Genomic DNA, 22145 nt, shown 5'->3' with positions numbered 1-22145 from the left:
GTCGCCGTCAGAACAGTTCGGGCCGGCGCTTGCGGCGTTCGTTGTAGTCGCGCATCCGTTGCGGGTAGCCCATCAGCCGGACGTCGTAGATCGGGATGCCCAGGGCGTGCGCGAAGCGGCGGGCGCCGTCCGGGCCGTCGATGCGCCGCCGGGTCCACTCGCCGTCGTCGGCGATCATGATGACGGTCGTCTCGGTCATCGTGGTCCGGGGTTCGACGTACGCCTCGACACCCCGCCGGGTGCGGACGAAGTCGGCCAGGTGATCCAGGTCGGCCCGCTCGGCCGGCCGGTCACGGCTGGCCGGAGTCGACGGTTTGCGTCGCCGGAACAGCGCCACCGGGCTACTCCTCTCCCCCGTCCGTCGTCGCGGACGGTGACAAGAGTACGTGTCGGTGACGTGTCGTTGGGCACCTCGGTACGCGCTGCGGACGGGCAAGTGACAAGATGACCGAGGTGGGGTCTGCCCGTGCCGCCCCGCCGTGACCCCCGATGCAGCGAAGCGACCAGGGAGTTGGACGTGAGCGAGCCGAACGACGCAACCTTCGACATCGTCATTCTCGGAGGTGGCAGCGGCGGCTACGCGGCGGCGCTGCGTGCCGCCCAGCTTGGCCTCTCCGTCGCGCTCGTCGAGAAGGGCAAGCTCGGCGGCACCTGCCTGCACAACGGCTGCATCCCGACGAAGGCACTGCTGCACGCGGCCGAGATCGCCGACCAGACCCGTGAGTCGGCGCAGTTCGGCGTCCAGGCCGAGCTGGTCGGCATCGACATGGCCGGGGTCAACGCGTACAAGGACGGGGTGATCTCCCGGCTGTACAAGGGTCTGCAGGGGCTGGTGGGCGGCAACAAGAACATCACCTTCGTGGCGGGCGCCGGCAAGCTGGTCGGCAGGAACGTCGTCGAGGTCGACGGCAAGCGGTACACCGGCCGCAACGTGATCCTGGCCTCCGGTTCGTACGCCAAGAGCCTGCCCGGCCTGGAGGTCGACGGTGAGCGGATCATCACCAGCGACCACGCCCTGACCCTGGACCGGGTTCCGGCGTCGGTGATCGTGCTGGGCGGCGGCGTGATCGGCGTCGAGTTCGCCAGCGTGTGGAAGTCCTTCGGGGTGGACGTGACCATCGTCGAGGCGCTGCCCCGGCTGGTGGCCGCCGAGGACGAGGAGTCGTCCAAGGCGCTGGAGCGGGCATTCCGCAAGCGGAAGATCAACTTCAAGGTCGGCAAGCCGTTCGAGAAGGTCGAGAAGACCGAGAAGGGCGTCAAGCTGACCATCGCCGGCGGCGAGACCGTCGAGGCCGAGCTGCTGCTGGTCGCCGTCGGCCGGGGGCCGAACACCGCCGACCTCGGCTACGAGCAGCAGGGCGTCAAGCTCGACCGGGGGTACGTGCTGACCGACGAGCGGCTGCGCACCGGCGTACCCAACGTCTACGCGGTCGGCGACATCGTGCCCGGCCTCCAGCTCGCCCACCGGGGCTTCGCCCAGGGCATCTTCGTCGCCGAGGAGATCGCCGGCCTGAACCCGGCCGTGATCGACGAGGCCGGCATCCCGCGCGTCACCTACTCCGACCCGGAGCTTGCGTCGGTGGGCCTGACCGAGGCGAAGGCCAAGGAGCAGTACGGCGACAAGGTCAGCACCTACAACTACAACCTGGGCGGCAACGGCAAGAGCCAGATCCTCAAGACCGCCGGTTTCGTGAAGCTGGTCCGGGTCGAGGACGGCCCGGTGGTCGGCGTGCACATGGTCGGAGCCCGGGTCGGTGAGCTGATCGGCGAGGCGCAGCTCATCTACAACTGGGAGGCCTACCCGGCCGAGGTGGCGCAGCTCGTGCACGCCCACCCGACCCAGAACGAGGCCCTGGGCGAGGCGCACCTGGCCCTGGCCGGCAAGCCGCTGCACGCGCACGCCTGACCCACACTCATTCCGCGACGCCGGCGGCAAGCGGGCGAGGATCGCACCAGGCCACGAAGGAGTTTCAGAACATGCCGGTATCGGTCACCATGCCTCGGCTCGGCGAGAGCGTCACCGAGGGCACCGTCACCCGCTGGCTCAAGCAGGAGGGCGAGACCGTCGAGGTCGACGAGCCGCTGCTGGAGGTGTCGACCGACAAGGTGGACACCGAGATCCCGTCCCCCGCGGCGGGGGTGCTGAGCCGGATCGTGGTCGCTGAGGACGAGACCGCCGAGGTCGGCAGCGAGCTGGCCGTCATCTCCGGCGAGGGCGAGTCGGCCGGTTCGGACGCCCCCCAGGACGACGAGGCCGCCGAGCCGGAGCAGGCCGAGCCGGCCACCGAGCCGACGGCCGCGGCCGAGGGCACCGGCCCGGAGCCCGAGCAGGAGCAGCCGGCGGCGCAGGCCGCCCCGGCGTCCTCGGGTGAGGGCACCGCGGTGAAGATGCCGGCCCTGGGCGAGAGCGTCACCGAGGGCACCGTCACCCGCTGGCTCAAGCAGGTCGGCGAGACCGTCGAGGTCGACGAGCCGCTGCTGGAGGTGTCGACCGACAAGGTGGACACCGAGATCCCGTCGCCGGTCGCCGGCACCGTCCTGGAGATCAAGGTCCCCGAGGACGAGACCGCCGCGGTCGGCGCGGACCTGGCGATCATCGGTACCGCGGGCGCCGCCCCGGCCGAGTCGGCGCCGCAGCCGGAGCCCGCCCCGAAGGCGGCGGCCGAGCCCGCCCCGAAGGCCGAGCCGAAGCCGGAGCCCGAGGTCACCGAGCCCACCCCGGGCGCGGGGTACAACGAGCCGGCCGCCGAGGCCGAGTCGGCGGCCCAGCCGGCGAAGGCCGAGCAGGCCGCGCAGCCGGCCGCTCCCGCGACCCCGCCGGCCCGGTCGTCGGCCGCCCCCGCCCAGGGCGGCGGCGAGGTCCCCGGTTACGTGACCCCGCTGGTGCGCAAGCTGGCCGGTGAGCACGGCGTCGACCTGGCGTCGGTCAACGGCACCGGCGTCGGTGGCCGGATCCGCAAGCAGGACGTGCTGGAGGCGGCGGAGAAGGCGAAGGCGGCCAAGGCCGCGCCCGCCCCCACCCCGCAGCCGGCCGCCACGGCACCGGCGGCACCGGCCGCGAAGCCGCAGCCGAGCGGCAAGCGGGGCAGCACCGAGAAGCTGACCCGGATCCGCAAGGCCATCGCCACCCGCCTGCAGGAGTCGCTGCACGAGATGGCGCAGCTCACCACGGTCATCGAGGTGGACGTCACCCGGATCGCCCGGCTGCGGGCGCAGGCGAAGGACTCGTTCCAGCAGCGGCACGGTGTGAAGCTGTCGTTCCTGCCGTTCTTCGCGCTGGCCGCCATCGAGGCCCTGCAGACGTACCCGGTCGTGAACGCCCGGATGGACCTCGACGCGGGCACCATCACCTACCCGGAGGCCGAGAACCTCGGCATCGCGGTGGACACCGAGCGGGGCCTGCTGACGCCGGTCATCCACAACGCCGGTGACCTCAACCTGGGCGGCATCGCCAAGCGGGTCGCCGACCTGGCCGAGCGCACCCGGACCAACAAGATCAGCCCGGACGAGATCGCCGGGGCGACCTTCACGCTGACCAACACCGGCAGCCGGGGCGCGCTCTTCGACACCCCGATCGTGCCGTCGCCGCAGTCGGCGATGCTCGGCACCGGTGCCGTGGTGAAGCGGCCGGTCGTGGTGAACGACCCGGACCTGGGTGAGGTGGTGGCGATCCGGTCGATGGTCTACCTGGCCCTGTCCTACGACCACCGGCTGATCGACGGTGCCGACGCGGCCCGTTTCCTGGTCGCGGTCAAGGAGCGGCTGGAGGGCGGCAACTTCGAGGCCGAGCTGGGCCTGTAACACCTGTTCCACGAAGGCGCCCCGGTCGGTCGACCGGGGCGCCTTCGTCGTCACGTACCGGCGTACCGACCGGGCACGTCGCCGGCCGCCGGCACCGGACGAGCCGGTGGTGGTGGCCAGCGCGGTGCAGCGGCGGGTCAGCCGCGCAGGGTCTGCTCGGAGACCGTCCAGAGCCGCTCGGCGGCGGCCGGGTCGAGAGCGTAGTCGGCGACGCCGGTACGGGTGCCCGGCTGGTGCCCGGCGGCCTGCTGGCAGTCCTCGAAGTACCGGCCGCCGATCCCGTCGAGCAGCGGCGAGGTGGCGACCAGCACCGAGGTGGCGGCGCCCTGTTCGACGGTCTTCCAGCTGGCCGCGCCGCCGCCGCTGGCGGCCCGCATCCGCTCCAGTTCCTCGGCGCTGACGTGCCGCTGGAGGTTGGTGTGGATCGCGCCGGGCATCAGCGCGTTGCTGAGGATGCCGTCGTCGGCCCAGCGCCGGCTCACCTCGACCGCGAAGAGCACGTTCGCGGTCTTCGACTGCCCGTACGCCAGCCACGGGTCGTAGGGGCGCTGCCGGAAGTGGATGTCGTCGAAGACCACCGGTGACCGTAGGTGTGCCGCCGAGCTGACCGAGACGATCCGGGCGCCGTCGGCGGCGGCGAGGGCGCGGTGCAGTCCGGTGGCGAGGGCGAAGTGGCCGAGGTGGTTGGTGGCGAACTGCAACTCCCAGCCCTCGGCGGTGCGTCGCTCGGGCGACGCCATGACGCCGGCGTTGTTCACCAGCAGGTGCAGCGGCCCGTCCCAGGTGGCCACGAAGGCCGCCACCGACGCCTGGTCGGCGAGGTCGAGCGGGGCGACCAGCAGCCGGTCGTTGCCGGTCGTGGCGGTGATGTCCCGGGCGGCCCGCTGGCCGGCGTCGAGGTCCCGTACGGCCAGGGTGACGTCGGCCCCGGCGGCGGCGAGCGCGCGGGCGGTCTCCACGCCGATGCCGGAGGCACCGCCGGTGACCACGGCGCGACGGCCGGTGAGGTCGACGTCCCGGACCACCTCCAGGGCGGTGCTGCTGGCGTCGAAGGGCGTGCGGACTGGTGTGTTGGTGGTCATGATCCGTCCTTGTCCGGCGCGGCGCGGGTCGAGCGGCCCGACCGCTACGATGAGAAGCGGAGGCCCCTCCGTTACGACTTCCGAGCCTAACCGGAGGTTCCTCCGTTTGCCAACCGGGCCGCGTCGCGCCTCGGGCCGTGTGACACCTCGGGCGGCGGCTCACGACCGGAGAAACCCCGCCCGCCGGGACGCCGACCGGCGGCCCGTGCCGTACCGGACCCCAGGAGACGACGTGCCGCAGAACCGCCCCGGAGGCGACGCGCCGCAGCCTGCCCCCCGCCCACTGCGCGCCGACGCGCTGCGTAACCGGCAGCGGCTGCTCGACACCGCCGTCCGGGCGTTCTCCCGGCAGGGGCCGGAGGTGACCCTGGAGGCGATCGCCCGTGACGCGGGGGTCGGCATCGGCACCCTCTACCGGCACTTCCCCACCCGGGAGGCCCTGGTCGAGGCCGCCTACCGCAGCGAGCTGGCCAAGCTGTGCGCCGCCGCCGACGAGCTGCTGGCCCGGCTGCCCGCCGCCGAGGCGACCCGGGCCTGGATGGACCACTTCGTCGACTACCTGGCCACCAAGCGGGGTATGGCCGACGCCCTGCGCCTGGTGGTCGCCGCCGGCACCAACCCGTACGCGCAGAGCCGGGACCTGCTGGTCGCCGCGCTGACCCGGCTGCTGGCGGCCGGCGTCGCCGCCGGCACGATCCGCCCGGACGTGGACCCCGGCGACGTGCTGGCCGGGCTCAGCGGGATGTCCCTGGCCGCCCAGGGGCCGGACCAGCGGGACCTCGCCGGCCGGCTGCTCGACCTGCTGATGGCCGGGCTGCGCCGGCACCCGGCCGACTGAGCCTGATCCCGGGGCGTGCCCGCCGGGCGGGCCGGCCACGCACGGGCGCATGGGGCCGCCCCGGCGGTCCCGTCGGCACGAGGAGGCCCCGATCAGCGGTCGGACGGCACGGCCGGGTGCGTCACCCTCGGGGTCGGACAGCGCGCCGGGCACGTCGTAGGATCGGTGCAGCGTCGCGGTGCACCCGGCAAGGAGACCGCCGAGGGCATGGAGGCGCGGGACAGCATGGGACACACGTGCACCCCGATTCCACCCCGACCGACCGCCTGACCGCGCTCGGCCACCAACTGGTAGAGATCCATCTCTGGCTGCTCGACGAGCTGGACCAGATCCGGGCCGCCCTCGACGCCGACCCGTCGACCGACGCCGATCGCCCTCCCGGCACGGGTCGGCCCGCCGACGACGGGCCGGGTCGACGCGCTGCCGGTCCCGGGGACGATCGTTCGCCTCCCGGCGGCCGGCTGCGCCACCTGCGTACCCACTGTCTCAGCTTCTGCGCGGCGCTGACCCGGCACCACACCGGCGAGGACGCGGGGGCGTTCCGGGTGCTCGCCGACGAGGCACCCGAGCTGCGGCCGGTGCTCGACAAGCTCAGCCGGGACCACCGCATGGTCGACTGGATCGTGCGGCGGATCGAGGCGCTGGTCGCCGATCCGCCGGTGGACGACCCGGCGGCCCTGGACCGGGTGCGCGTCGAGCTGGACGGCCTCTCCGCCATCCTCGGATCCCACTTCCGCTACGAGGAGCGCACCCTCACCGCCGCCCTCGACGCGCTCGGCGACCGGGCCGGCGGCACCGAGGAGCTGCTCGGTGTGTCCCCGCCACCGGACTGGTGAACCCTCGGCGGGCGGGTGGAGGCGCACACGGACCCACCTGCCGCCCGGCCGGACCCGCCGTCGGCCAGGCACTCGGCCCCCGCCGCCGGTGGACGCGACCGGATCGGTCAGCGAACCGGGTTCGCCCCGGTGACACCCTGGTAGAAGCGGATCTTCTCGCGCAGGTGGGCGTACTGGCGCTGGAGCAGCGTCATCTGCTCCTCGACCCGGGCGGCGTGCTGTTCCAGCAGCTCCTGCCGGGCGGCGGCGGTGTGCTCGCCGGCGCGGGACAGCTCGGCGTAGCGGCACATCTCGGCGATCGGCATGCCGGTGTCGCGCAGGCACCGGAAGATCACCAGCCAGCTCAGGTCCTCGTCGGTGAAGACCCGACGACCGCCGGAGGTGCGGCCGATGCCGCTGAGCAGGCCGATCTTCTCGTAGTAGCGGAGGGTGTCGAGGCTGAACCCGCTGCGCCGGGCGGCCTCCGAGGGCGAATACACGGGCCGCATGCTACCGCTTGACCTGGAGCGCACTCCAGGTTCAACACTGGTCGGCATGACGACGACACGGACTCTGGGTCGCAGCGGAATCGAGGTCGGCGCGGTCGGCATGGGGTGCTGGGCGATCGGCGGCCCGCTCTGGGGCGACGACGGTCAGCCGTACGGCTGGGGTGAGGTGGACGACGACGAGTCGGTCGCCACCGTCCACCAGGCCCTCGACCTGGGGGTCACCCTCTTCGACACGGCCAGCAACTACGGTGCCGGCCACAGCGAGCGGGTGCTCGGCCGGGCGCTCGCCGGCCGGCGGGACCGGGCGGTGATCGTCACCAAGTTCGGCAACCGCAGTGACGAGGCGACCCGGCGGGCGCTGGGCGTCGACGCCGACCCGGCGTACGCGGTGGCCAGCCTGGAGGGGTCGCTGCGCCGGCTCGGCACCGACCACGTCGACCTCTACCTGCTGCACCTCAACGACCTGCCGGCCTCCGCCGCGCTCGACCTGGTCGACACCCTGGAGGGCCTGGTCACCCAGGGCAAGATCCGGGGGTACGGCTGGAGCACCGACGACCCGGCGTCGGCGCGGGCGTTCGCCGAGGCGGGACCGCACTGCGTCGCCGTCGAGCACGACGAGTCGGTGCTGAACGACAACCCGCAGGTGCTGGCGGTCTGCGATACGTTCGACCTGGCCAGCCTCAACCGGGGGCCGCTGGCGATGGGCCTGCTCACCGGGGCCACCCGCACGCCGGGCGCGGACGACGTGCGGGGGCGGGCACCGCAGTGGCTGGTGTGGTTCCGCGACGGCCGCCCCAGCCCCGAGTGGTCGGCCCGGGTGGCGGCGGTCCGGGCGGCGTTGACCTCGGACGGCCGCACGCTCGCCCAGGGGGCGTTGGGCTGGCTGCTCGCCCGCAGCCCCCGGACGGTGCCGATCCCCGGCTGCCGGACGGTGGCACAGGCCCGGGAGAACTTTGCCACCCTCACCCTCGGCCCGCTACCGGCGGACGCGTTCGCCGAGGTGGAGCGCCTCCTGGCCGACCTGCGTCCGACCCCCACCGGCCACACCGGCACCCGTTAGGCCCCCGCCGCCACCAGCCCCCGACCCTCCCCCTCCCCCTCCCCGGGTGCCTCCACCAGCCCACCCGCCCCGACTCCTCCACGCGCCGGCCCGGCTCCTCCACCCCGGCTCGACTCCTCCACCCCACCCCGACCTTCTCCACCCCGGCCCCGGTTGGCCGTCAGCTCGTCCCGGTGATCAAGAGGTTTAGGTCAGTTGATCAAGAGGTTCAGGGCAAGCCAGAGATCAACACTGACGCAAACCTCTTGATCACCGATGGCCACGCCGGCTGGCGGGCCATCTGGGGGGGGTGTGGGGGTGTGGGTGTGGGTGGGGGGTGGGGGTGGGGTGGGGGTGGGTGGTCGGCGCATCCGATGGGGGGTGCGTAGCCGAAGATGGGGGTATGCGGATCCTGATGGGCGGCGCGTCCGGTTTTCTCGGCACCCGGTTGGTGGATCGTCTCACCGGCGAGGGGCACCAGGTCACCCGGCTGGTCCGGCGGTCGCCGCGTACCCCGGACGAACGGCGGTGGGATCCGGCGGCCGGGCAGCTCGACCCGGCCGTGGTGGCCGGGGCCGACGCGGTGGTCAACCTGGCCGGGGCCGGGGTCGGCGACAAGCGGTGGACCGACGACTACCGCAGGGTGATCCGGTCCAGCCGGGTGGACAGCACCACCACGCTGGCCGTCACGATCGCCGGGCTGCCGGCGGCGGACCGCCCCGGGGTGCTGCTGAACTCCTCCGCGGTCGGCTGGTACGGCGACACCGGCGACCGGGTGGTCGAGGAGGACGCCCCGGCGGGTGAGGGGTTCCTCGCCGACGTGTGCCGGGTCTGGGAGGCCGCGACCCGGCCCGCCGAGGACGCCGGGGTACGGGTGGTGCGGCTGCGGACCGGTCTGCCGCTGCACCGCGACGGGGGGCTGCTCAAGCCGCAGATGCTGCCGTTCAAGCTGGGCGTCGCCGGCCGGCTGGGCAGCGGGCGGCAGTGGCTGCCGTGGATCTCGCTGCGGGACTGGCTGGACGCCGTGGTGTTCCTGCTGGCCGCCGGGGACACCGCGGGCGCGGTCAACGTGGTCGGCCCGAACCCGGTCACCAACGCCGAGTTCACCCGGGAGTTCGCCCGCCAGCTGCACCGGCCGGCGATCGTCCCGATCCCGGCGGTCGCCCTGAAGGTCGCCCTGGGCGGCTTCGCCCAGGAGGCGCTGACCAGCACCCGGGTCCTGCCCGCCGTGCTCACCAGGGCCGGCTTCGCCTGGACCCACCCCGAGCTGCCCGCCGCGCTGCACGCCGCCCTGACCGACTGAGCCGGTGAGCGGGGTCGGCAGCCGACCAGCGGCGACCTGACCGCCCGTTTACGCATCCACCGCCGGCGATGCGGCGGCCGACCGTGCCCGGTCTTGTCCGGCGTCAGGCTCGCGGGTCCGGCCGGCGGGTCCGGTTCCGGTTGGTAACGTCCGCTCCGTGCCGACCTCCCCGACCCTGGCCGCCGACCAGCCGCCCACCGCCGCACCGGACGCCCGTCGGGGTCGACGGGCCGACCTGATCGTGGTGATCGTCGCGGTGGTGCTGGCGGTCTGGGTCACCAGCGGACTGTGGCGCGACCCGGACCAGCGGGCGATCACCGTGAACTCCAGCGACCAGGCGTTGTTCGAGTGGCTGCTCGCCTTCGGCGGACACGCGGTCACCCACGGGGAGAACCCGCTCTTCACCCATCTGCTCAACGTGCCGGACGGGGTGAACCTCGCCGTCAACACCTCGATCACCGTGTACGCGGTGGTCTTCGCGCCGCTGACGTACCTGGTCGGGCCACCGGCGACGTTCCTGGTGATCCTCACCCTCAACCTGGCCGCCACCGCGCTGGCCTGGTACTGGCTGCTCTCCCGGCGGCTCGTCGCCAGCCGGCTCGCGGCGGGCGTCGGGGCGCTGTCCATCGCCTTCTCCCCCGGCATGGTCGCGCACGCCAACGCGCACCTGAACTGGACCGCCGGCTGGCTGGTGCCGCTGCTGGTGGCGGCGGTGTTCGCGCTGGGTCGACCGGGGCACTGGCGGCGGGGCGGCCTGCTGCTCGGCCTGCTGGTGGCGGTCGCCTTCTCGATCGCCGCCGAGGGGCTGTTCTTCACCGCCCTGGCGATCGCCGTGTTCCTCGCCGTCTGGGCGCTGCACCCGGCCCGGCGGGCCGAGGCCCGCGCCGCGCTGCCGGACTTCCTGCGCGGGCTGGCGGTGACCGCGCTGGTCGCCGGGGTGCTGCTGGCGTACCCGCTGTGGCTGCACTTCGCCGGGCCGCAGCGCTTCCACGGCACCGGCTTCGACCCGGTCATCCACTCCGAGGACATCGCCGCGTTCGGGGCGTACCCGAGCCGGTCGCTGGCCGGCGCGCTGGGCTGGGACACCACGCTGGCGCCCAACCCGACCGAGGAGAACAGCTTCTTCGGGCTGCCGCTGCTGCTGCTCACGGTGGCCTGTCTCGGGTGGCTGTGGCGGCGGGCCAGCCCCGGCCGGCGGGCCACGCTGGCCGCGCTCGGGGTGACCGCCGTGGTCTTCGCGGTGCTCTCCTGGGGGCCGGTGGCGCAGTGGAACGGGCGGCGCACCGGGCAACTGCTGCCCTTCGGGGTGCTGGACGACCTGCCGGTGGTCAATGCCGCCCTGCCGTCCCGGCTGGCCCTGGTGGTCGCCCCGGTGATCGGGGTGCTGCTGGCGTACACGATCGACCGGCTGCGGACGACGCGACCGGGCCGGGCGGCGGCCTGGGCGTGGGGGGCGGGCTTCGCGACGGCGTTGCTGCCGCTGCTGCCCACCCCGCTGCTGACCAGCGTCCGTCCGCCGGTGCCGGAGTTCGTCACCGCCGGCACCTGGCGGCAGTACGTCTCACCGGGCGGGGTGCTCACCCCGATCCCGCTGACCCTGGACGTCACCCCCGACGGCCAGCGCTGGCAGGCGTACGCCCTGGCCCATCGGCAGGGTGAGTTCCGGCTGCCCGCCGGCTTCTTCCTCGGCCCCGGCGGCCCCGACGGGCGGGGCCGGATCGGCCCTCCGCCGCGCACCTTCGACACGCTGATGGACCAGGCCGGCCGGACCGGGCTGGTGCCGATCGTCACCGAGGGCAGCATCCGGCTGTCCCGGGAGGACCTGCGGTACTGGGGGGTCGAGGCGGTCGTCCTCCCCGACGAGGTGCACGGCGCCAAGTACGACCTGGACGAGGACGCGCTGCGTCGTACCGCCACCGCGCTGCTCGGCGAGCCACGCCGGGTGGACGACGTCTGGCTCTGGACCGTCCCCACCTCCTGACCAGCCCGCAGGCCCGCTCCCCGGGAGGGTCGCCGGGGTCACCGAGGGTGGCGCGACGAGGCTCACGGGGCGGGGCACGGGTGGGCGGCGCTAGGCTCGCACGGTGAGCGTGACGACTTCCGGGGTGACCACCGTCCGGGCCGGGGTGGTCGACTACCCGACCGCGTGGGACGAGCAACGACGGCTGCACGCGGAGGTGGTGGCCGGCGAGCGGGGCGACACGGTGCTGCTGTTGGAGCACCCGAGCGTCTACACCGCGGGCAAGCGCACCGAGCCCTGGGACCGGCCGATGGACGGCACCCCGGTGGTCGACGTCGACCGGGGCGGCAAGATCACCTGGCACGGGCCGGGGCAGCTCGTCGGCTACCCCATCGTCCGGCTGCCCGACCCGGTCGACGTGGTCGCCTACGTCCGCCGCACCGAGCAGTTGCTGATCGACGTCTGCGCCGAGTTCGGGCTGACCGCCGGCCGGGTCGAGGGGCGTAGCGGCGTATGGGTGCCCGACGACGACCGGGGGCCGGCCCGCAAGGTGGCCGCCATCGGCATCCGGGTCGCCCGGGGCGTCACCCAACACGGCTTCGCGATCAACTGCGACTGCGACCTGTCGTACTACGACCGGATCGTGCCCTGCGGCATCGCCGACGCCGGCACCACCTCGCTCACCGCCGAACTGGGCCGCCCCGTGACGGTGGCCGAGGTCCTGCCCGTGGTGGAGCGGCACCTGCCCACCCTGCTCGGCTGAGCCGGTGCGGATCGACCTCGTCACCCTCGTCGTCGCCGACTACGACCCGGCCATCGCGTTCTTCACCGGGATTCTCGGCTTCGAGCTGGTCGAGGACGCGCCCTCGCTGACCAACGGCGGCCGCCCGAAGCGGTGGGTGGTGGTCCGTCCGCCCGGCGCGCAGACCGGCATCCTGCTGGCGTGACGCCTCCGCGCACCGAACCGTACGGTCGGGTGGCCGTGTTCCGGGACATCGCCGGCAACCGCTGGGACCTGCTCGGACCGGCCTGACCCCGCAATCCCCGCCGCTCCCGTTGCGCCGTCGGGCCGCCGCCGATCCACCGGCACCGTATCCGCCACGCTGCCGCCCAGCGCCGTCGGCCGCAGCACCTCCCAATCCGCTACGCAGCGTAAGAAGAGCTACGGGTAGCACCTACCTCTCTCCCCCACTTTGCTCTGCTGCCCTAGAGGCACCGCATGCGGAAAGTGACCGTCGCGTCGATGGCAGCAGAGCAAAGTGCGGAGGGGCAGGTGGGTGGGCCAGGGAGAGGTAGCAACGAAACCCCTGTTCAGCGGGGTGCGGGCTGAGACATGATCAAAATGGGCTTCACTCACACGCCGCACCGATCACGGAGAGCAACCAAAGGTGACACCGGTGTGGCCACTACCCAGAGTGCACGTCCGGCGGGCGACCGCAGCCGGCCGGGCAGACCCTCGGCGGCTCAGGGGGTCAGCCGGTGCAGGTCGCGCGGGAAGGCGGTCACCTCCCGGACGTTGGCCGCGCCGACCAGCCGGGCCACGAAGCGCTCCAGGCCGACCGCGAAGCCGCCGTGCGGCGGCATCCCGTGCCGGAACGCGTCCAGGTACCCGGCGTACGGCTCGACCGGCTCGCCGCGCGCCGCGAGCGCTGCCAGGTAGTCCGGGTGGCGGTGCAGCCGCTGCCCGCCGGTGACCAGCTCGAGCCCCCGGAAGAGCAGGTCGAAACCGTTCGAGTACGCCGGCCGGGCCGGGTCGGGATGGGTGTAGAAGGGCCGCTTCGCCATCGGGTACCCGGTGACGAAGAGGAAGTCCGAGCCGTGGGTGGTCCGGGCCCACTCCCCCAGCGTCCGCTCGTGGGCGGGGGCCAGGTCCGGCTCGTCGGGGGGTGCGCCGGCGATCCGCAGCGCCTCGGTGAAGTGCACGGCCGGGATCTCGACCGGCATCCCGGGCAGGGTCAGGCCCAGGGTCGCCACCGCGCCGTCAGCCCGCCGCGCCACCTCGGCGAGCATCCCGGCGAGGGTGTCCCGCAGCACCGCCATCACGTCCCGGTGGTCGTCGACGAAGCCCAACTCGACGTCGAGCGAGGTGTACTGGGCCAGGTGCCGGACGGTGTCGTGCGGTTCGGCCCGGAACACCGGCCCCACCTCGTAGACCCGCTCGAAGACCCCCACCATGAGCTGCTTGTAGAACTGCGGCGACTGGGCCAGGTAGGCGGGCCGGCCGAACCAGTCGAGGGCGAAGACGTCCGCCCCGCTCTCGGTGGACGTGGCCACCACCTTCGGGGTGTGCACCTCCACGAAGTCGCGGGCGTCCAGGGTGGCCCGGAAGCCGGCCACCGCCGCCGCCGCGATCCGCAGGGCCGCCGCGCGGCTCGGGTGCCGCAGCGCCACCGGGGCGTGGTCGAGCTGGGTGGGCAGGGTCGCGGTGAGCGCCGGCCGGTACAGGTCGAACGGGGGCGGCACGGCGGGTGGGCCGAGCGGTCGTACCGCCGGGCCGGTCAGCTCGACCCCGGCGGGCGCGGTGCCGTTCGCGGTGACCGTGCCGACCACCTCGACCACGGTCTCCTCGGGCAGCGCCGTCACGGCGGCCCGGACGGCCGGGTCGGTGACCACCACCTGGGTCAGGCCGGCGGCGTCCCGGACGATCAGGAAGGCCACCGACCTGAGCAGTCGGCGGCGGTGCACCCAGCCGGCGACCCGCACGGTCGCGCCGACACGGGTGGACAGGTGGGAGGACAGGATGCGTTGCACGGCGGTTTCCTCCTCGATCGAATCGCAACGCGATCCCCGGGAGGTGTGGGCGAGCGGGAACCTCGCGGTGCCACCACACCTTCGCCCCCACCGTGGCGGGGGCCTCATTCGTCGCCTTTTCACCGGGGCCAGCCGGGCGGGCTCTACTGGGCGTGCGGACGCGCCGTTCTTCCCGCGGCTCGGGAGGGTCTTCGCGCCCCGGCGTCAGACCGCCTTCCAGCAACCGGCGGCTCTCTGCACTGGCGGATCGGGGCGGTACTCGGCTCCGTCACAGCTCTGCCGGCACGCTAGCACCCGACCGGGCGGCCTGTAACGGGCTTTTTCGGCCGGCCGGTGTCCGGTGTCACAAGGCCCGGGACGTGACGCCGGTCGCCCGACGTGTATCGATCGCCGCCGTCGGGCGTAGGCTCGTTTTCGTGACGATCGAGCACTCCGCGCCGACGACCCAGCAGGCAGCACGCTCCGCGACGGTCGCCCCCGAGGGGCGACGGATGCTGCGGATCGAGGCGCGCAACGCCGAGACGCCGATCGAGCGCAAACCGCCGTGGATCAAGGTCAAGGCCAAGATGGGGCCGGAGTACACCGAGCTGCGCGGGCTGGTCTCGCGCGAGGGGTTGCACACCGTCTGCCAGGAGGCCGGCTGCCCCAACATCTACGAGTGCTGGGAGGACCGGGAGGCCACCTTCCTCATCGGCGGCGACCAGTGCACCCGGCGCTGCGACTTCTGCCAGATCGACACCGGCAAGCCGGCCGAGTTCGACGCCGACGAGCCCCGCCGGGTCGCCGAGTCGGTCGCCACCATGGGCCTGCGGTACGCCACCATCACCGGCGTGGCCCGTGACGACCTGCCCGACGGCGGCGCGTGGTTGTACGCCGAGACCGTCCGGCAGATCCACGCGCTGCGCTCCGGCTGCGGCGTCGAGCTGCTGATCCCCGACTTCAACGCGGTCCCCGAGCAGCTCGCCGAGGTGTTCGGCGCCCGGCCGGAGGTGCTGGCGCACAACGTCGAGACGGTGCCCCGGATCTTCAAGCGGATCCGTCCGGCGTTCCGCTACGAGCGCTCGCTCGACGTGATCCGGCAGGCCCGCGCCGACGGCCTGGTCACCAAGAGCAACCTGATCCTGGGCATGGGCGAGGAGCGGGCCGAGGTCTCCCAGGCGCTGCGTGACCTGCATGAGGCCGGCTGCGAGCTGATCACCATCACCCAGTACCTGCGGCCCACCCCCCGGCACCACCCGGTGACCCGCTGGGTCAAGCCGGAGGAGTTCGTGGAGCTGCGCGAGGAGGCCGAGGAGATCGGCTTCGCCGGGGTGATGAGCGGGCCGCTGGTGCGTTCGTCGTACCGCGCGGGGCGGCTCTACCAGCAGGCCCTGACGGCCCGCCGGGACGCCTCGGTCACCGTCGGCTGACGGCCCGCCGGAACGCCTCGATCGGCTTCGGCTGACGGTGCCTCGGTGCCGTCGGCCGGCCCGGGACGCCACCGGGGTACGCCCGCACGACTCCGTCGGCCACCGCGACGATCGCCGGGCATTCGGATATGTCGATCTTCCCAGACGTCGGCCACACCCGCAAGGGGTGCTGGGCGGCAGCTCGGCGACGATTCGACGACCCTCCCCGAGCAGGGCGAGATCGTGTTAGATTCCGCCAGCCCCGACCCCTAACTCATCGATGGTGGTGTCTTTGATGGCGCAGCCGCACACGGTTGTCATCGGCGCCGGCCCCGCCGGTCTCACCGCCGCGTACGAGTTGACCCGCAGACACGCCCCGGTCGAGGTGGTGGAGGCCGACGACGTGGTGGGCGGGATCAGCCGCACCGTCGAGCGGGAGGGCTGGCGCTTCGACATCGGCGGGCACCGGTTCTTCACCAAGGTGTCCCGGGTCGAGGCGTTCTGGCACGAGGTGCTCCCCGAGGACGACTTCCTGCTGCGCCCCCGGATGAGCCGGATCCACTACCAGGGCCGGCTGTTCGACTACCCGCTGCGGGCCGGCAACGCGCTGCGGAACCTCGGCGTGTGGGAGGCGTGCCGGTGCGTCGGGTCGTACCTGTGGGCGCGGGTCCGCCCACCGGCCGACCAGAGCCACTTCGAGGGCTGGGTGTCGGCCCGGTTCGGCGCCCGGCTGTACCGGATGTTCTTCAAGACGTACACCGAGAAGGTCTGGGGCATCCCCGCGACGGAGCTGCAGGCGGACTGGGCGGCCCAGCGGATCCGCAACCTGTCCCTCGGCGCGGCGATCCGCGGCGCGCTGCTGCCCCAGCGCGGCGGCACCGAGGTGACCAGCCTGATCGAGGAGTTCCGCTACCCCCGGCTCGGCCCGGGGATGATGTGGGAGCGCTGCGCCGAGCTGGTGGTCAAGGGCGGTGGGACGGTCGAGTTGGAGACCGCGGTGCACACCGTGCACCGCGCGGACGGCCGGGCGGTCGCGGTGACCGTCGCCGGCCCGACCGGCGAACGGCGGATCGCCGCCGACCACGTGGTCTCCACCATGCCGATCTCGGCCCTGGTGCGGGCGATGGACCCGCCCGCCCCGGCGGAGGTGCGCGAGGCCGCCGACGCGCTGCTGCACCGGGACTTCCTGACCGTGGCCCTGGTGGTGCCGACCGAGGCCGGTTTCCCCGACAACTGGATCTACGTGCACACCCCCGGGGTGCAGGTCGGCCGGATCCAGAACTACGGCGCCTGGTCGCCGGAGATGGTCCGCGACGGCGGCACCTGCCTCGGCCTGGAGTACTTCGTCAACGAGGGTGACGAGCTGTGGTCGACGCCCGACCCGGAGCTGGTCGCCTTCGGCACCGCCGAGCTGGAGCGGCTCGGCCTGGTCCGCCCCGGCTCGGTCACCACCGGCTACGTGGTGCGGATGCCGAAGGCCTACCCGGTCTACGACGAGGGGTACGCCGAGGCGGTCGAGGTGATCCGCCGCTGGCTCGCCGAGGCGGTGCCGAACGTGCACCCGGTGGGCCGCAACGGCATGCACCGGTACAACAACCAGGACCACTCGATGCTCACCGCGATGCTGGCCGCCGAGAACATCCTGGACGGCACCGACCACGACGTCTGGGCGGTCAACGTCGAGGAGGACTACCACGAGGAGGGCGGCGCCGACAGCGCCGGCCACGGCGGCACGGGGCAGGGCGGCACCGGTCGGGCCGCCCCGGTCGTGCCGCGCCCGCGCACCGCGCCGCCGGCCGGGGACCGCTCGCCCACCCGCTGACCACCAGCGGAACCGGCCGGGTCCGTTCCGGCCCGGCCGGGGATCGACCCCGCTCGCGGTGGTCCCGCCACCCGGGACGCCCCGGCCCGCCGCCGACCGCCGGCCGGGGATCATCCGTCCTGGCGGGGACCACTAGACTCGCGGCATGGCAAAGCCCCAGGAGAAGGTCTCGTTCGGCCAGCGGCTGAAGCAGATCGGGATGGTGTTCCGGTTCACCGCCAAGCAGGACCGGTGGTTCGCGCCGCTGGCCGCCGGAGCGGTGCTGATCCCGCTCGCGCTCACCGTGGTCGCGGTGATCCTCTGGGGCTGGCTCTGGCTGCCGATCGGCATCCTGTTCACCCTGCTCGCCGTGCTGATCGTCCTCAACCTGCGGTCCAACAAGGCGATGATGAACGCCGCCGAGGGGCAGCCCGGCGCGGCGGCGCAGATCATGGAGAACATGCGCGGCGACTGGCGGGTCACCCCGGCGGTCAGCTCCACCACCCAGATGGACATGGTGCACCTGGTGATCGGCCGGCCCGGTGTGATCCTGCTCGCCGAGGGCAACCCGCAGCGGGTACGCGGCCTGCTGGGTCAGGAGAAGCGCCGGCTGGCCAAGGTGATCGGCTCCGCGCCGCTGCACGACTACGTGATCGGCCAGGGCGAGGGTGAGCTGCCGATCCGCAAGCTGCGGATGACCCTGATGCGGCTGCCGCGCACCCTGAACGGCAAGGACGTCAACTCGCTCGACAAGCGGCTCAAGGCCCTCACCGCCCGTCCGCAGATGCCCAAGGGCGCGATCCCGAAGAACATGCGCCCTGCGGGCCGCGCGTTCCGCCAGACGCGGGGCCGCTGACCCGCTGCGTCGTACGCCCTGCCACCTGCCACCCGCCGCCTGCCGGCCGCGCACCCAGCCCGCTCCACCCCTGCTCCACCCCCGTGCCCGCGCCTGCCCGCCCCGTGCCCGCGCCCCGGCGTGATCCTCTCCGCAGCGGGGGTCGACTGTTCATGATCGTGCTCGATCCTGGTTGTAGTGGCATCCGACCGCTGCGAGACCACTACAACCAGGATCGAGCACGATCATGCGATGGGTGGGGCGATCAGCGCGATCACGTGGTGGGTGGGGCGATCACGTGGCGGGCGAGGGGGCGGGCGGGGCGGGGGGCGGGGGCGGGGCGGGGGCGGGGCGGGGCGATCAGGTGGTGGGGCGGGGGGCGTCGGCGATGACCGAGCCGGCCAGCCGGTCGTGCAGGCCACGACGCTGCTCGTCCATGATCAGGGGCGGCACCACCAGGGCCAGGAGCAGGCCGCGCAGCAGCGCCCGGGGTATCCCGATCCGCCCGCCGTCGGACCAGTCGAGGCAGCGCAGCCGGGTGATCCACATGCCGGGGGTCTGGGCGAACAGGCCGAGGAAGAAGCCGTACTCGACGACGAGCACCGCCACCGGGGCCCAGCCGTCGCGGACCGGGTCGGCGAAGAAGTTCGACACCAGCAGGCAGAGCACCCAGTCGATCACCAGTGCCCCGAACCGTCGGCCGAGGCTCGGCGGGGTGAAGGCGGGGTCGGTGGCGGGCGGCACCGGTGCCGCGGGCGGACTCGTCACGGTGGTCAAGGGTAGTCAGCACCGGCCCGCCGTCGGTCAGGGGCGGTCAGCGGTTGCCGCTGCCGCCCGCCCGCTCACCAGGTGGACAGGCAGGGTATTCCTGCAGTCTATGCAAATTCGGTCCAATCACTACGAATGGCGACACAGCGCTGCACCCGGTATCGTCCGAACGGACAACCCGGCGGGTACTGAGCGGCGCAGATGACGCTCCGCGAGCGTCGTAACACGGCAGAAACATTGGAGACACGGGCGAGCAACCCCACGGTCATAGCGTCGCCAGAGCCCAGCCACCGGAGTGGACGTGCCAGGAGGACGTGTGTTTGCCAATCCCGAGGAACTCCTGCGATACCTCAAGAACGAGGACGTAAAGTTCGTCGACGTACGTTTTTGTGACCTGCCCGGCGTGATGCAGCACTTCAATCTGCCGGTGGAGTCCTTCGACGACAGCGTCTTCACCGACGGTCTCGCGTTCGACGGTTCGTCGATCCGCGGTTTCCAGGCGATCCACGAGTCGGACATGCTCCTGCTCCCGGACGTCGCGACCGCCTTCATCGACCCGTTCCGCGCGCAGAAGACCCTCGCGCTCAACTTCTTCATCCACGACCCGTTCACCCGTGAGGCCTACTCCCGGGATCCGCGCAACGTGGCCAAGAAGGCCGAGGCCTACCTCGCCGCCAGCGGCATCGCCGACACCGCGTACTTCGGCGCCGAGGCCGAGTTCTACATCTTCGACTCGATCCGCCACGAGACCTCCGCGCACCAGTCGTTCTACTACATCGACTCGATCGAGGGCGCCTGGAACAGCGGGCGCGAGGAGGCCGGCGGCAACCGCGGCTACAAGACTGCGTACAAGGGCGGCTACTTCCCGGTGCCGCCGGTGGACCACTACGCCGACCTGCGTGACTCGATCGTGCGTCGCCTGGTCGACGGCGGCTTCACCGTGGAGCGTTCGCACCACGAGGTCGGCACCGCCGGCCAGTCGGAGATCAACTACAAGTTCTCCACCCTGCTGCACGCCGGCGACCAGCTCCAGCTCTTCAAGTACATCGTGAAGAACGAGGCCTGGGCCAACGGCAAGACCGCCACCTTCATGCCCAAGCCGCTCTTCGGCGACAACGGCTCCGGCATGCACACCCACCAGAGCCTCTGGCTCAACGGTGAGCCGCTGTTCTACGACGAGACCGGCTACGCCGGCCTGTCGGACATGGCCCGCTGGTACATCGGTGGTCTGCTGCACCACGCGCCGTCGCTGCTGGCGTTCACCAACCCGACGGTCAACTCGTACCGCCGGCTGGTGCCCGGCTACGAGGCCCCGGTGAACCTGGTCTACTCGCAGCGCAACCGCTCCGCCTGCACCCGCATCCCGGTCACCGGCGCCAGCGCCAAGGCCAAGCGGGTCGAGTTCCGGGTGCCGGACCCGTCCAGCAACCCGTACCTCGCCTTCTCGGCGATGATGATGGCCGGCCTGGACGGCATCAAGAGCAAGATCGAGCCGCCGGCCCCGATCGACAAGGACCTCTACGACCTCCCGCCGGAGGAGTGGGGCGACGTCAAGCAGGTGCCGGGCTCGCTGCCGGAGGTGCTCGACGCCCTCGAGGCCGACCACGACTACCTGCTCGACGGTGGCGTCTTCACGCCCGACCTGATCTCCACCTGGGTCAGCTGGAAGCGGGCCAACGAGGTCGACCCGGTGCGCCTGCGCCCGACCCCGCACGAGTTCGCCATGTACTTCGACTGCTGAGGCCCACCTCGACGGTCACGTTCCACCGGCCGGGCCGGCGTCGCCTCCGCGACGCCGGCCCGTTCCGTTCGTCCAGCCGCCCCGCAACGCGCCGACCAGCACCGCCACCACCAGGGCGGTCATCACGATCGCGCCGGGCGCCTTGGTGTACCGGGCGACAGTGGTGCCGTCGGGCAGGGTGAGGAAGGCCGCCACCGCCGCCGGCGGCACCAGCCAGGTCGTCCGGGTCGCCGACACCGCGAGCACCAGCAGCGGCCAGGTCACGTACCACGGGTGCAGGACCGGGGCGAGCAGCACCGTCGCCGCCAGCGCCAGCCCCGCCGCGAGCAGGGTGACCCGGGGTCGGGCCGCGGCCAGCCGGTGCACCCGCTGCCGGACGTCGTTGAGCCCGCGCAGCGCCGTCCACGCCCGCCACCAGAGCACCGCCAGCACCACCACCAGCACCAGCAGGCCCACCGCCCGGGTCACCGGCACCGCGCCCGGCTGCCGACCGGCCAGCCCGCCGACGTAGTCGACCACGAAACCCACCGCCGTCGGCGGCGACGTCCACTGCTGCGAGTCACCGCTGCGGGCCAGCCCGGCCACCCAACCCAGCCCCAGCCCGGACAGCGCCGAGACCGCCGCCAGGGTGACCAGCACCGCCCCGGCCAGCCGCCCGCCGTCACGCAGCAGGCCCCGCCAGGTGTACCGGCCGTGCAGCGCCGTCAGGGCCGCGAAGGGCAGCACCACCACCGCGGTCGCCTTCACCGCCACCGCCAGCCCCAGCAGCACCCCGGCGACGAGCAGCGCCCGCCCCCGCCCGGGTGACCGGACCAGCACCAGCAGACCGAACAGCAGCAGGCCGAGCATCACCGCGTCGTTGTGCGCGCCGGCCACCAGGTGCACCCCGACCAGCGGGGAGGCCAGCGCCAGCCAGGCCGCCCGGCGGGTGGGCACCCCGGCGGCGCGGGCCAGGCCGGGCAGGCAGAGCGCCACCAGCAGCACCCCGGCCACCGCGTACAGCCGCAGCACCACCAGGGTGCCGACCAGGGTGCCGCCGAGCCCGGCGGCCAGCGCGGCCAGCAGCACGAAGGCCGGGCCGTACGGGGCCGGGGTGTCCCGCCAGATCGGCGCGACCGACTCCACCCACGGGCAGCCGGCCACCGCCACCCCCACCCGGTACGGGTCGTGCCCGGCCGCGTACGACCAGCCCTGGCAGGCGTACGAGTAGACGTCCCGGCTGGCCAGCGGCGGGGTGACCAGCAGCGGCAGCGCCCAGAGCCCGGCGGTGACGTACGCCCACCGGGTCGACGGGGCACCGGCGCGCAACGCCCACCAGGCGGCCACCATCAGCGCCGTCCCGACCAGCCAGCACGACACCGCCACGGGGCCGTGCGGCGCCCGCCACGGGCCGGTCGGCGGCACCGTGGGCAGCACCCCGCCCAGCCAGCCGGCCACCGCGAGCAGCACCGCCCCGGTCAACCCGAGGTAGCGCGCCACGCGCACCCCGCCCGGTCCGGTCACCGGCCATCTCC

18 protein-coding genes and 1 pseudogene are annotated in these 22145 nt (G+C 73.2%); 13 read left to right on the top strand and 6 right to left on the bottom strand.

Annotated features, from left to right (window positions below):
- Positions 1–7 precede the first annotated feature (7 nt).
- Positions 8–337, bottom strand: coding sequence for a hypothetical protein (locus tag GA0070623_RS26260; protein WP_067313629.1), 330 nt, complete (start codon positions 335–337; stop codon positions 8–10).
- Between the two features lie 180 nt (positions 338–517).
- Between GA0070623_RS26260 and lpdA the strand changes: the two genes are divergently transcribed.
- A complete protein-coding gene (gene lpdA, locus GA0070623_RS26255; RefSeq protein WP_067313631.1) occupies positions 518–1906 on the top strand; it encodes a dihydrolipoyl dehydrogenase in 1389 nt (462 codons plus the stop codon).
- 71 nt (positions 1907–1977) lie between these two features.
- The gene (gene sucB / locus GA0070623_RS26250) at positions 1978–3801 is read left to right on the top strand and encodes a 2-oxoglutarate dehydrogenase, E2 component, dihydrolipoamide succinyltransferase (protein WP_089004188.1); all 1824 of its coding nucleotides are present in this window, start codon (positions 1978–1980) and stop codon (positions 3799–3801) included.
- A gap of 137 nt (positions 3802–3938) precedes the next feature.
- On the opposite strand, the gene GA0070623_RS26245 is transcribed toward sucB, so the two are convergent.
- Positions 3939–4883, bottom strand: a complete 945-nt coding sequence (locus GA0070623_RS26245) for an SDR family NAD(P)-dependent oxidoreductase (protein WP_067315412.1) — start codon at positions 4881–4883, stop codon at positions 3939–3941.
- Between the two features lie 232 nt (positions 4884–5115).
- Here GA0070623_RS26245 and GA0070623_RS26240 point away from each other — a divergent pair, with 232 nt between their 5' ends.
- Both GA0070623_RS26240 and GA0070623_RS26235 read left to right on the top strand, forming a co-directional pair.
- On the top strand, positions 5116–5721 hold the full coding sequence (locus GA0070623_RS26240; protein WP_067315409.1) for a TetR/AcrR family transcriptional regulator: 606 nt from the start codon (positions 5116–5118) through the stop codon (positions 5719–5721).
- A 236-nt stretch (positions 5722–5957) separates the two neighbouring features.
- Positions 5958–6557: a hemerythrin domain-containing protein gene (locus GA0070623_RS26235; RefSeq protein WP_067315407.1), complete on the top strand. Its 600-nt coding sequence runs from the start codon at positions 5958–5960 to the stop codon at positions 6555–6557.
- A 107-nt stretch (positions 6558–6664) separates the two neighbouring features.
- Here GA0070623_RS26235 and GA0070623_RS26230 read toward each other — a convergent pair whose 3' ends face one another.
- A complete protein-coding gene (locus GA0070623_RS26230; RefSeq protein WP_067315403.1) occupies positions 6665–7045 on the bottom strand; it encodes a MerR family transcriptional regulator in 381 nt (126 codons plus the stop codon).
- 46 nt (positions 7046–7091) lie between these two features.
- Here GA0070623_RS26230 and GA0070623_RS26225 point away from each other — a divergent pair, with 46 nt between their 5' ends.
- The 5 genes and pseudogenes from GA0070623_RS26225 (at position 7092) to GA0070623_RS26205 (ending at position 12380) form a co-directional block, all read left to right on the top strand.
- Positions 7092–8105: an aldo/keto reductase gene (locus GA0070623_RS26225; protein WP_067315400.1), complete on the top strand. Its 1014-nt coding sequence runs from the start codon at positions 7092–7094 to the stop codon at positions 8103–8105.
- A 382-nt stretch (positions 8106–8487) separates the two neighbouring features.
- Positions 8488–9387 carry a TIGR01777 family oxidoreductase gene (locus GA0070623_RS26220; protein ID WP_067314460.1) on the top strand — a complete coding sequence of 300 codons (900 nt, stop codon included), beginning with the start codon at positions 8488–8490 and terminating at the stop codon, positions 9385–9387.
- A 157-nt stretch (positions 9388–9544) separates the two neighbouring features.
- A complete protein-coding gene (locus tag GA0070623_RS26215; protein WP_067314461.1) occupies positions 9545–11368 on the top strand; it encodes a hypothetical protein in 1824 nt (607 codons plus the stop codon).
- A gap of 103 nt (positions 11369–11471) precedes the next feature.
- Complete coding sequence (gene lipB / locus GA0070623_RS26210; RefSeq protein WP_067314462.1) at positions 11472–12110, top strand: lipoyl(octanoyl) transferase LipB; 639 nt, start codon at positions 11472–11474, stop codon at positions 12108–12110.
- Between the two features lie 4 nt (positions 12111–12114).
- A pseudogene (locus GA0070623_RS26205) lies at positions 12115–12380 on the top strand (VOC family protein).
- Positions 12381–12811: 431 nt separating this feature from the next.
- Here the strand turns inward: GA0070623_RS26205 and aspS are convergent.
- Entirely contained in the window at positions 12812–14098 is a 1287-nt protein-coding gene (gene aspS / locus GA0070623_RS26200) for an aspartate--tRNA(Asn) ligase (protein WP_067314464.1), read from the bottom strand.
- 359 nt (positions 14099–14457) lie between these two features.
- On the opposite strand from aspS, the gene lipA reads away from it, so the two are divergent.
- From lipA to GA0070623_RS26185, 3 genes are all read left to right on the top strand, one after another.
- Positions 14458–15507, top strand: a complete 1050-nt coding sequence (gene lipA, locus GA0070623_RS26195) for a lipoyl synthase (RefSeq protein ID WP_084261580.1) — start codon at positions 14458–14460, stop codon at positions 15505–15507.
- Between the two features lie 274 nt (positions 15508–15781).
- Entirely contained in the window at positions 15782–17308 is a 1527-nt protein-coding gene (locus tag GA0070623_RS26190) for an NAD(P)/FAD-dependent oxidoreductase (RefSeq protein ID WP_067314466.1), read from the top strand.
- 145 nt (positions 17309–17453) lie between these two features.
- Complete coding sequence (locus GA0070623_RS26185) at positions 17454–18143, top strand: DUF4191 domain-containing protein (RefSeq protein ID WP_067314469.1); 690 nt, start codon at positions 17454–17456, stop codon at positions 18141–18143.
- Positions 18144–18482: 339 nt separating this feature from the next.
- Here the strand turns inward: GA0070623_RS26185 and GA0070623_RS26180 are convergent, their stop codons facing one another.
- On the bottom strand, positions 18483–18890 hold the full coding sequence (locus GA0070623_RS26180) for an RDD family protein (protein ID WP_089004371.1): 408 nt from the start codon (positions 18888–18890) through the stop codon (positions 18483–18485).
- A gap of 316 nt (positions 18891–19206) precedes the next feature.
- On the opposite strand from GA0070623_RS26180, the gene glnA reads away from it, so the two are divergent.
- A complete protein-coding gene (glnA, locus tag GA0070623_RS26175; protein ID WP_067313152.1) occupies positions 19207–20631 on the top strand; it encodes a type I glutamate--ammonia ligase in 1425 nt (474 codons plus the stop codon).
- A 15-nt stretch (positions 20632–20646) separates the two neighbouring features.
- Here glnA and mptB read toward each other — a convergent pair whose 3' ends face one another.
- Positions 20647–22134 carry a polyprenol phosphomannose-dependent alpha 1,6 mannosyltransferase MptB gene (gene mptB, locus GA0070623_RS26170; RefSeq protein WP_231932556.1) on the bottom strand — a complete coding sequence of 496 codons (1488 nt, stop codon included), beginning with the start codon at positions 22132–22134 and terminating at the stop codon, positions 20647–20649.
- Between the last annotated feature and the right edge of the window lie 11 nt (positions 22135–22145).

Source organism: Micromonospora rifamycinica (assembly GCF_900090265.1).
GTDB classification, from domain to species: domain Bacteria; phylum Actinomycetota; class Actinomycetes; order Mycobacteriales; family Micromonosporaceae; genus Micromonospora; species Micromonospora rifamycinica.
Note: the sequence above shows the minus strand (reverse complement) of the source record. Positions and strands in the feature narration are given on the sequence as shown.

Excerpts from the sequence above, each read along its gene's own strand:
- sucB (WP_089004188.1), top strand. The coding sequence starts at position 1,978 with ATGCCGGTATCGGTCACCATGCCTCGGCTCGGCGAGAGCGTCACCGAG.
- GA0070623_RS26245 (WP_067315412.1), bottom strand. The coding sequence starts at position 4,883 with ATGACCACCAACACACCAGTCCGCACGCCCTTCGACGCCAGCAGCACC.
- GA0070623_RS26230 (WP_067315403.1), bottom strand. The coding sequence starts at position 7,045 with ATGCGGCCCGTGTATTCGCCCTCGGAGGCCGCCCGGCGCAGCGGGTTC.
- GA0070623_RS26225 (WP_067315400.1), top strand. The coding sequence starts at position 7,092 with ATGACGACGACACGGACTCTGGGTCGCAGCGGAATCGAGGTCGGCGCG.
- GA0070623_RS26220 (WP_067314460.1), top strand. The coding sequence starts at position 8,488 with ATGCGGATCCTGATGGGCGGCGCGTCCGGTTTTCTCGGCACCCGGTTG.
- GA0070623_RS26190 (WP_067314466.1), top strand. The coding sequence starts at position 15,782 with ATGGCGCAGCCGCACACGGTTGTCATCGGCGCCGGCCCCGCCGGTCTC.
- GA0070623_RS26185 (WP_067314469.1), top strand. The coding sequence starts at position 17,454 with ATGGCAAAGCCCCAGGAGAAGGTCTCGTTCGGCCAGCGGCTGAAGCAG.